The sequence below is a fragment of the Sulfurimonas sp. genome (assembly GCF_026196735.1).
In the GTDB taxonomy this organism is placed as follows: Bacteria; Campylobacterota; Campylobacteria; order Campylobacterales; family Sulfurimonadaceae; genus Sulfurimonas.
The window spans coordinates 23,001-30,595 of sequence record NZ_JAPHUF010000019.1 but is presented as its reverse complement, the minus strand read 5'-3'; the positions used below and the strand labels follow the sequence as shown (position 1 = coordinate 30,595).

General features: G+C 35.3%; 8 protein-coding genes and 1 pseudogene. 7 read left to right on the top strand and 2 right to left on the bottom strand.

All coding sequences use genetic code 11. From position 1 onward, the window contains the following. Positions 1 to 231, bottom strand: a pseudogene (locus tag OQK60_RS10535) (flagellin); the annotation flags it as partial. 211 nt (positions 232 to 442) lie between these two features. On the opposite strand from OQK60_RS10535, the gene topA reads away from it, so the two are divergent. From topA to OQK60_RS10500, 7 genes are read left to right on the top strand one after another with little or no spacing between them, the layout of a single operon-like run. After that, positions 443 to 2,668: a type I DNA topoisomerase gene (gene topA / locus OQK60_RS10530; protein WP_297686819.1), complete on the top strand. Its 2,226-nt coding sequence runs from the start codon at positions 443 to 445 to the stop codon at positions 2,666 to 2,668. A 49-nt stretch (positions 2,669 to 2,717) separates the two neighbouring features. After that, positions 2,718 to 3,239 (top strand): metallophosphoesterase, encoded by a 522-nt coding sequence (locus OQK60_RS10525; protein ID WP_297686817.1) that lies wholly within the window; start codon positions 2,718 to 2,720, stop codon positions 3,237 to 3,239. Next, positions 3,236 to 4,084, top strand: coding sequence for a biotin synthase (locus OQK60_RS10520; protein WP_297686814.1), 849 nt, complete (start codon positions 3,236 to 3,238; stop codon positions 4,082 to 4,084). The genes OQK60_RS10525 and OQK60_RS10520 overlap by 4 nt, the downstream gene beginning before the upstream one ends. Positions 4,085 to 4,098: 14 nt before the next feature. After that, on the top strand, positions 4,099 to 5,259 hold the full coding sequence (locus OQK60_RS10515; RefSeq protein WP_297686813.1) for a cation:proton antiporter: 1,161 nt from the start codon (positions 4,099 to 4,101) through the stop codon (positions 5,257 to 5,259). Between the two features lie 37 nt (positions 5,260 to 5,296). Next, positions 5,297 to 5,680: an AMMECR1 domain-containing protein gene (locus OQK60_RS10510; RefSeq protein WP_297686811.1), complete on the top strand. Its 384-nt coding sequence runs from the start codon at positions 5,297 to 5,299 to the stop codon at positions 5,678 to 5,680. 29 nt (positions 5,681 to 5,709) lie between these two features. Further along, entirely contained in the window at positions 5,710 to 6,153 is a 444-nt protein-coding gene (locus tag OQK60_RS10505) for a hypothetical protein (RefSeq protein ID WP_297686809.1), read from the top strand. Further along, on the top strand, positions 6,150 to 6,554 hold the full coding sequence (locus tag OQK60_RS10500; RefSeq protein ID WP_297686807.1) for a thioredoxin family protein: 405 nt from the start codon (positions 6,150 to 6,152) through the stop codon (positions 6,552 to 6,554). Before OQK60_RS10505 ends, OQK60_RS10500 begins: the two co-directional genes overlap by 4 nt. 9 nt (positions 6,555 to 6,563) lie before the next feature. Here OQK60_RS10500 and OQK60_RS10495 read toward each other — a convergent pair whose 3' ends face one another. Beyond that, the gene (locus OQK60_RS10495) at positions 6,564 to 7,520 is read right to left on the bottom strand and encodes an NAD(P)-binding domain-containing protein (RefSeq protein ID WP_297686804.1); all 957 of its coding nucleotides are present in this window, start codon (positions 7,518 to 7,520) and stop codon (positions 6,564 to 6,566) included. Positions 7,521 to 7,595: the final 75 nt, after the last annotated feature.

Sequence of the window (7,595 nt, the reverse complement as noted above, 5' to 3'; positions counted from 1 at the left end):
AGTTTGAATAAGACCGATACCGTCATTTGCATTTTTAATAGCTTGTCCTAAACCTTGAGACTGTGCTGAAAGCTTATTAGCAATAGCAAGACCTGCAGCGTCATCTGCCGCTTTGTTAATTCTAAGACCTGAAGAAAGTGCTGTAAGACTCTTATCTAGTCCAACATTATTTTTCGTAGCGTACATGTGTGCATTCATTGCACCAATATTTGTGTTTATTCTAAATCCCATAATAAATCCTTTTTGGGTCAGAGCCTTTCGCTCTAGTTGATTTTGTTCCAGCATCCTTGCTGATTACAATTAGTATATCGGACATGAAAAAAATAACTTTAATCTTTTTACAAAATTGATATAAATACTTTTACTAATTTTCATTATTTATACTTTTTTTGATACACTTCCAAAATCAAAATAACTATACTATATATATAGGGAACAATATTTGAACTTAATTATCGTCGAATCACCAGCTAAAGCAAAGACCATAAAGAACTTCTTGGGTAAGGAATATGAGGTTATAGCATCTAAAGGACACATACGAGATCTTCCAAAATCTCGTTTTGGAATAACAGTAGATGAAGAGAGTAATCATCTTGTGCCAGCTTACAGCGTTGCTAAAGAGAACTCTGCTATAGTCAAAGAGATAAAAGCACTTGCAAAAAAAGCTGATACTATATATATCGCGACCGATGAGGATCGTGAGGGTGAAGCTATTGGATGGCATATTGCTCATGCTATAAAAAAAGACCCCGAAGAACTTCCTCGTATTGTTTTTCATGAAATTACAGAGACTGCCATAAAACATGCGCTAGAAAATGCCCGTAAAATTGATATGGATATGGTAAACGCTCAACAAGCTCGTCGTATGCTTGACAGAGTTGTTGGTTACAAACTATCTCCTCTGCTCGCTTCAAAGATTCAAAAAGGTCTTTCAGGCGGTCGTGTTCAATCATCTACACTAAAACTTGTAGTTGACCGTGAAAGGGAGATAAAAGCATTTGTACCGGTTGAGTACTGGACAATAGATACACTCTTTAAAAAAGATATTGAAGCAACTCTTACAACGCATATGGGAGAAAAACTCTCAAAGATGTCTATAGAAAATAAAAATGATGCCCAGGCTATAGAGAAAAGTGTAAAAGCTGATAATTTTATAATCTCAAAAATAGAAACTAAAAAAAGAAGTTCTAAAACTCCTCCACCTTTTATGACTTCAACTCTTCAACAGACTGCTTCATCTAAACTGGGCTTTACTCCAAAAAAAACAATGATGGTAGCTCAATCTCTTTATGAGGGCGTGAAAACCCCTAGTGGTACTTCGGGTGTTATTACATATATGAGAACAGATTCACTCAATCTAGCTCACGAAGCTGTAACTGCTGTTCGTGGTGTGATTGAGAATAGATTTGGTAAAAAATATTTACCAAAAGAGCCAAAAGTTTACACTAAAAAATCAAAAGGTGCTCAAGAGGCTCACGAAGCTATTCGTCCTACTTCTCTTGCGTTTACTCCAGAAGTTGCACAAAGTTTTTTAAAAGCTGATGAAATTAAACTTTACCGCCTAATCTATGAAAGATTTATGTCTTGTCAAATGGAAGATGCTGTTTTTGAACAACAAAGTATCATCTTTACAGGTAAAGAAAACGAGTATAGAGCAAGTGGCAGAAAACTTATTTTTGAAGGTTTTTATGCACTTACCGGGGCAGAAGACAAAGACAAACTTCTTCCGACACTAAAAGAAGGTGACAAAGCAGATATCCAAAGCATTAAACCTCAGCAGCACTTTACAGAGCCGCCGGCTAGATATTCTGAAGCAGCGCTTATTAAAAAACTGGAATCTGAGGGAGTTGGTCGTCCATCTACCTATGCCCCGACTATCGCAACTCTAAGTGGTCGCACATATGTAACTATTGAGAAAAAGCAGATTATTCCTACAGAAATAGCTTTTACTGTTACAGAATTGTTAGAGAAAAACTTTGCAAACATAGTTGATATCTCTTTTACTGCGAATATGGAAGAGAAACTTGATGAAGTATCAGAAGGAACTATAGATTGGCAAAAACTTCTTAGTGATTTTTACTTCCCTTTTATGGAACAAATTGCAGAGGGGAAAGAAAAAATTGTTTCGCTAAAACTTGCTAAACCACTTGGAAGAGCTTGTCCAAAATGTGGCGAGGAACTTCTTCTTCGTTCAGGCAGATTTGGAAACTTTGTAGCATGTAGCGGTTTTCCAAAGTGTAAATATACCGAACAAGTTGACGAAAACGGAAACAAAGTAGAAGTCGTAATCGAGACAAGTGATGTAAAGTGTGACAAGTGTGGCAAAGATATGATTGTTAAAAATGGTAGAAACGGTCAGTTCTTAGCATGTAGTGATTATCCTGATTGTAAAAACACTAAAAGTATCAATGTAGAAGAAAAAACTTCTGATACACCTTGTCCTGATTGTGGCGGTAAAATCAGTCTTAAAAACTCTAGACGCGGTCCATTTTGGGGATGTGAAAACTATCCTGATTGTAAATTTATAAGCAAATTTGAACCTACAACAATTAAGTGTAAAGAAAAAGGGTGTAACGGTCTTTTAGCTGAAAGAACTTATAGAAAAAAAGAAGTTTATGAGTGTGTTAAGTGCAAGGCTAGAACGCCAAAAGAAGATATAGAGAAATAAAAGCGGGACTTTCCTAAAGAGAATGTAGTTGCGATTTAAGGAGACAAAATTGCGAATAGGCATTATTTCAGACACTCATAAAAAAGCAAAAAGAGCAGAGATGGCTCTGAATGTACTAGTACAAGATGGGGCTGAATTTATAATCCACGCCGGTGACATTGTAGAGGTAGAGACCCTAGAACTGCTAAAAAACTGCGGTCTTAGATATGTCGCTGTTTATGGAAATAATGATGCCCATCTTGCACATTATCACAACGATTATAATCTTGTTCAGGAACCTCACTACTTTAAGTTAGCAGATACTAAATTTAAACTCATGCATCTTCCTTACTATATGGCACCAGATACCGATGTAGTAATATTTGGGCATACACATGAGTTTGAGTCTGATTTTAAAAACGGTACTCTGTTTTTAAATCCCGGTGAGTGTTGTGCAAGAAACAAGCCTGTGTCTGAGTTTGCTATGCTCGAAGTCAGTAGTGATAATTTTTCTGTTACATACTACACAAGAGAGAAAAAAGAGAAAAATTTTAGACATCAAAAATTTTTATATGAAAGAGCAAGAACATGATTAATCAAGAGATATTTTTATGTTCTATTTGTAATATTAACAGCGGTACATGTAAAGAAGATTGTAAGTTTTGTTCTCAAAGTGTCAGATATAAAGCAGATATTGTCAGATATCAACAAAAAAATATTGACAAGATTATACAAGAAGCAAAAACTGCCAGAGACAACGGTGCTTTAGGCTTCTGCCTGGTTACAGCAGACAAAGGTCTTGACGATAAAACACTTAGGTTTGTTTGTGACACAGCAAAGGTATTAACAAAAGAAGTGCCCCAGCTTAGACTTATAGCTTGTAACGGAACAGCAACAGTTAAACAGCTATTAACTCTAAAAGAAGCCGGAATCAAAGCATATAACCACAATTTAGAGACTTCTAGAGAGTTCTATGAGCAAATATGTACAACTCATTCATGGGATGAACGCTACGATACATGTAAAAATGTCAACGAGGCTGGACTAGTACTTATTACCGGTGGTATTTTTGGACTTGGAGAAACACAAAAAGACAGAATATCTATGCTAGAATCTTTAAACTCTTTAAATCCGACATCAGTACCTATAAACTTTTACCATCATAATGAAGCGCTGGAGTTACAGCCAAATCAACTTACAACTGATGAAGGGCTAAACCTTATAAAACTAACAAGGGAGATGATACCAAATGCCCAGCGTATAATGGTTGCAGGTGGTAGAGAGCTTATGTTTGGCGATAGACAAAATGAGATTTTCTCTTATGGTGCCAACTCGATTGTCATAGGAAACTACCTTACAACAAGTGGGCGGATTATGAGTAAAGACTTAGATATGCTAAAATACTTAAATCTAGAAGTCGCAAAAACTGTTAAATAAATTAAAGGAAGAATATGAGTGATAATGTTGTACTAATCTTAACGATTTCACTTATTATTATATTTTCTCCGTTTTTTGCGAAACTTTTAAAGCTTCCGACTACGCCCATAGAGATTATTCTTGGTTCTGTATTTGGATATTTCGGTTTTTTGCATAACGAGCATCTTTTTGAGATAGTAGCTGAGCTTGGGTTTTTATATCTGATGTTTATTGCAGGAACAGAGATTAATCTTAAAAATACTCTAAAAACACCTGCAAATATAATGAAAAAAGTAGTTATTTACCTGATAATACTATATGCTTTTTCTATTGCCCTTTCTTTGTACTTAGAACTAGGAAAAATCTTTATGGTACTGCTGCCGCTAATCTCTGTCGGCCTAGTTGCCACTCTCTCAAAAGAGTATGGTAAGACACCTTGGCTTGCTCTGTCAATGACAGCAGGTGGGATTGGAGAAGTTGTTAGTATTGGACTACTAACTCTTACCTCAGCTGCCCTACAGTCTGGTTTTGGTTTAGGGCTGCTAAAAACAGTCTTTGCTCTGGTAGTGTTTTTACTCTTTATGTTTTTACTCTTTAGAGCGATGCAACTTCTATTTTGGTGGTTTCCGGAAGTATCTACCTCTTTAATGCCGCTCAAGGATAATAAAGAACAAGATATAAGACTGTCAATGGGAATATTTTTTCTTCTTGTTGGAGCGATGCTATACTTAGATCTTGAGCTTGCCTTTGGAGCATTTTTAGCAGGTATATTCATTCCTACATTTTTTGAACATAAATATGAACTTCCTGAAAAGCTTGCTTCTTATGGTTTTGGCTTTTTAATCCCTATATTTTTTATACATATTGGAAGTTCGTTTCACTTAGATGCGCTTGCAATAGACGGGCTGATATTTAAAGCTGTTTTTATAACAATTGCCATGATTGTTATGCGACTTGTTGCGTCTTTAGTATTTATAAAAGAACTAAACCTTATAGATTCTCTTTTGATGGGACTGTCTCATTCTATGCCTCTTACACTACTGATTGCTATGGCAACACTGGCATATCATGCAAACTCTATAGATGAACTTCACTACTACGCTTTCATCTTAGCAGCACTGTTTCAAGTTATATTTGTCTTGATTATTATCAAACTTCTTAATAATTTTAAGTTAAAAAAAGCCCAATTAAAATAGGGTATAATATATTGAAATAATCTTTAAAGGAGTCATCATGTCTCGTTCAGTTTTACTGCAGATTGCCCGTGACTCCATACAAGAAGTACTAGAAGCAAATAGAACGATAGATAAGCAAACTCTTCTTCGAGAGCACCCTCTTTTAAACGAGAAAATAGCAACAACTGTAAATATTTACCTTGATTCTAAACTAAGAGGCTCCTCTAAAACCAAAATACCCTCTTCTTCTCTGCTTGAAGATATAATAAGAAATGCAAAAATTTCTGCATTTGAGGATAAAAACTTCTCACCTATTACAACTTCACAATACTTACATTGTGAAATAGAACTGCTACTTACAACTCCAGATGGAGTAATAAGCGAAAAAGACCCTGCAATACTAAAAACAACTACTAATCAGCCTTTTGCTGATTTTGAATAAAACAAACAATAGTTACCAAGGAGCAAAAAATGAAGTCCATTAAAATATTTGTATTTTTATCCATATTTGCTATGTTTGCAAATGCACAAACGCCCTTTGAGCTAAACGGTGTAAAAAGTTACTATCCTGTAGTAGAGTTAAATAGCGACAAAATTGATAAAAAATATAAACAGATTCTGCTTGATATGATTGTCCAAACATCTACGGAGCTGGAAATAAATACTCAAAACTTCTCTACAAGATCACTTGCCTTTCTTATCAGCTATATAGGTGTTGGAGATACTATTGCGCTGAAAATAGAGTTGATGCTAGGAGAAAACGCAACAAGGCTCGATACAAAAGATAACATTTTTGTAATCTCGTACATGAGCAGTCGGATTTTAGTCGTAGAAGATTTAGAGTCAGACTTGCTTGAGACTGCAGAAGAACTTTTGCATAATTTTGCTCTGCAGTACAAGGATGATAACTTATGAAAAAATTACTGATTGTTATGATGTTAAGTTTACTACTCTTTGCTGATGGATACAAAGAATTTGCCAAAGAGATGGCATATGAGACGGACTACAAGACGGCTCTTGAGAGAGCAAAAAAAGAGAATAAAAATCTTATGGTCCTTATGATTACAAACTACTGTCCTTGGTGCAGTAAATTTGAGAAAAAAACACTCATGAATAAAAATATTGATGATAAAATAAAATCAAAGTATATCCCTCTTATCATCAACCGCCAAGAGGGAAATTTTCCAAAATATATCTATGCTCCAGTAGTGCCGGTTACCTTTTTTATAGAACCTGATAAAGAAGAGATAATTCACCAAAGTATCGGATTTTCCAATAAAATAGATTTTTTAAACCTTTTAAATGCTCTAGAGTAGAGCAAAAGGCTATATTTTATTTTTTTGCTGAATAAAACAAGCGATGGCATACCCGTGATTTAATCCTAGAGCTATGCTTCCTCCTGATTCTTGTGTAATGTCTCCAGCCACAAACAGACCTTCTATATTTGTTTCATAGTTATCGTCATGAACAGGCTTGCCATCTTCTTCTTGTATGCCTGCACTAGCAAGAAACGAACTTGGAGTAGTTCCTCCGATTGCGTAAATTACTCTGTCAAATATTTGTGTCTCGCCTTGTGTGAAAATGACTTTTACTTTGCCATCTTCATCTTCTAAAGAATCAATATCTATACCCAAAATAGGTTCTACTTCTTTATGCATAATTGCATTTGCTATATCTCTTTGGTTTGTAGGGTTGGCTCGTCTGAAAGTCTCTCTTCTATAACATATTGAGACTTCGTTTTTCTCACTCAAATCAACTGCATACTCTATTGCACTGTCTCCGCCGCCTACAACCAATATCTTTTCACCTTCATCGCATCCATCAAGTGTATAGCCTATCTTCTTTTTAATACCCGCTGGTATCTTGTAGCTTGGTTTGTTTGGTTTGCCCATTCTTCCTATGGTAACCACTACATGCTTTGCTTTTATGCTTTTTCCTGCCATAAACACTTCAAAACAGCCCTCTTGTTTTTGTATACTCTGTACTTCTACATGTGTTTGGAGTTCTACTGAATGGTTCTCTAAAATCTCATCAAAAAAGTCCAAAGTTGTCTCTTTTGTGCCATCTACAAAATATATTCTGCCATCTAACTCAACTTTCTGACCTTTCCAGTCTTTATCTACTCTCTTGTTATCTTTGTAATATTTTCGTATGGTTGAGTTATGATTCTCGTCTTTTTCCAGCAGAACTATGTCTCTAATACCTTGCAAATAGCTCTCTACTGCAGTTGCAATACCTGCTGGACCGGCTCCAATAATAGCTAAATTATATATATGACTCATAATAATTCCTTATAATGTAATATCTGTATTTTAACACAATATAAAAACTTTACACACAGATACTTTATAAACAAA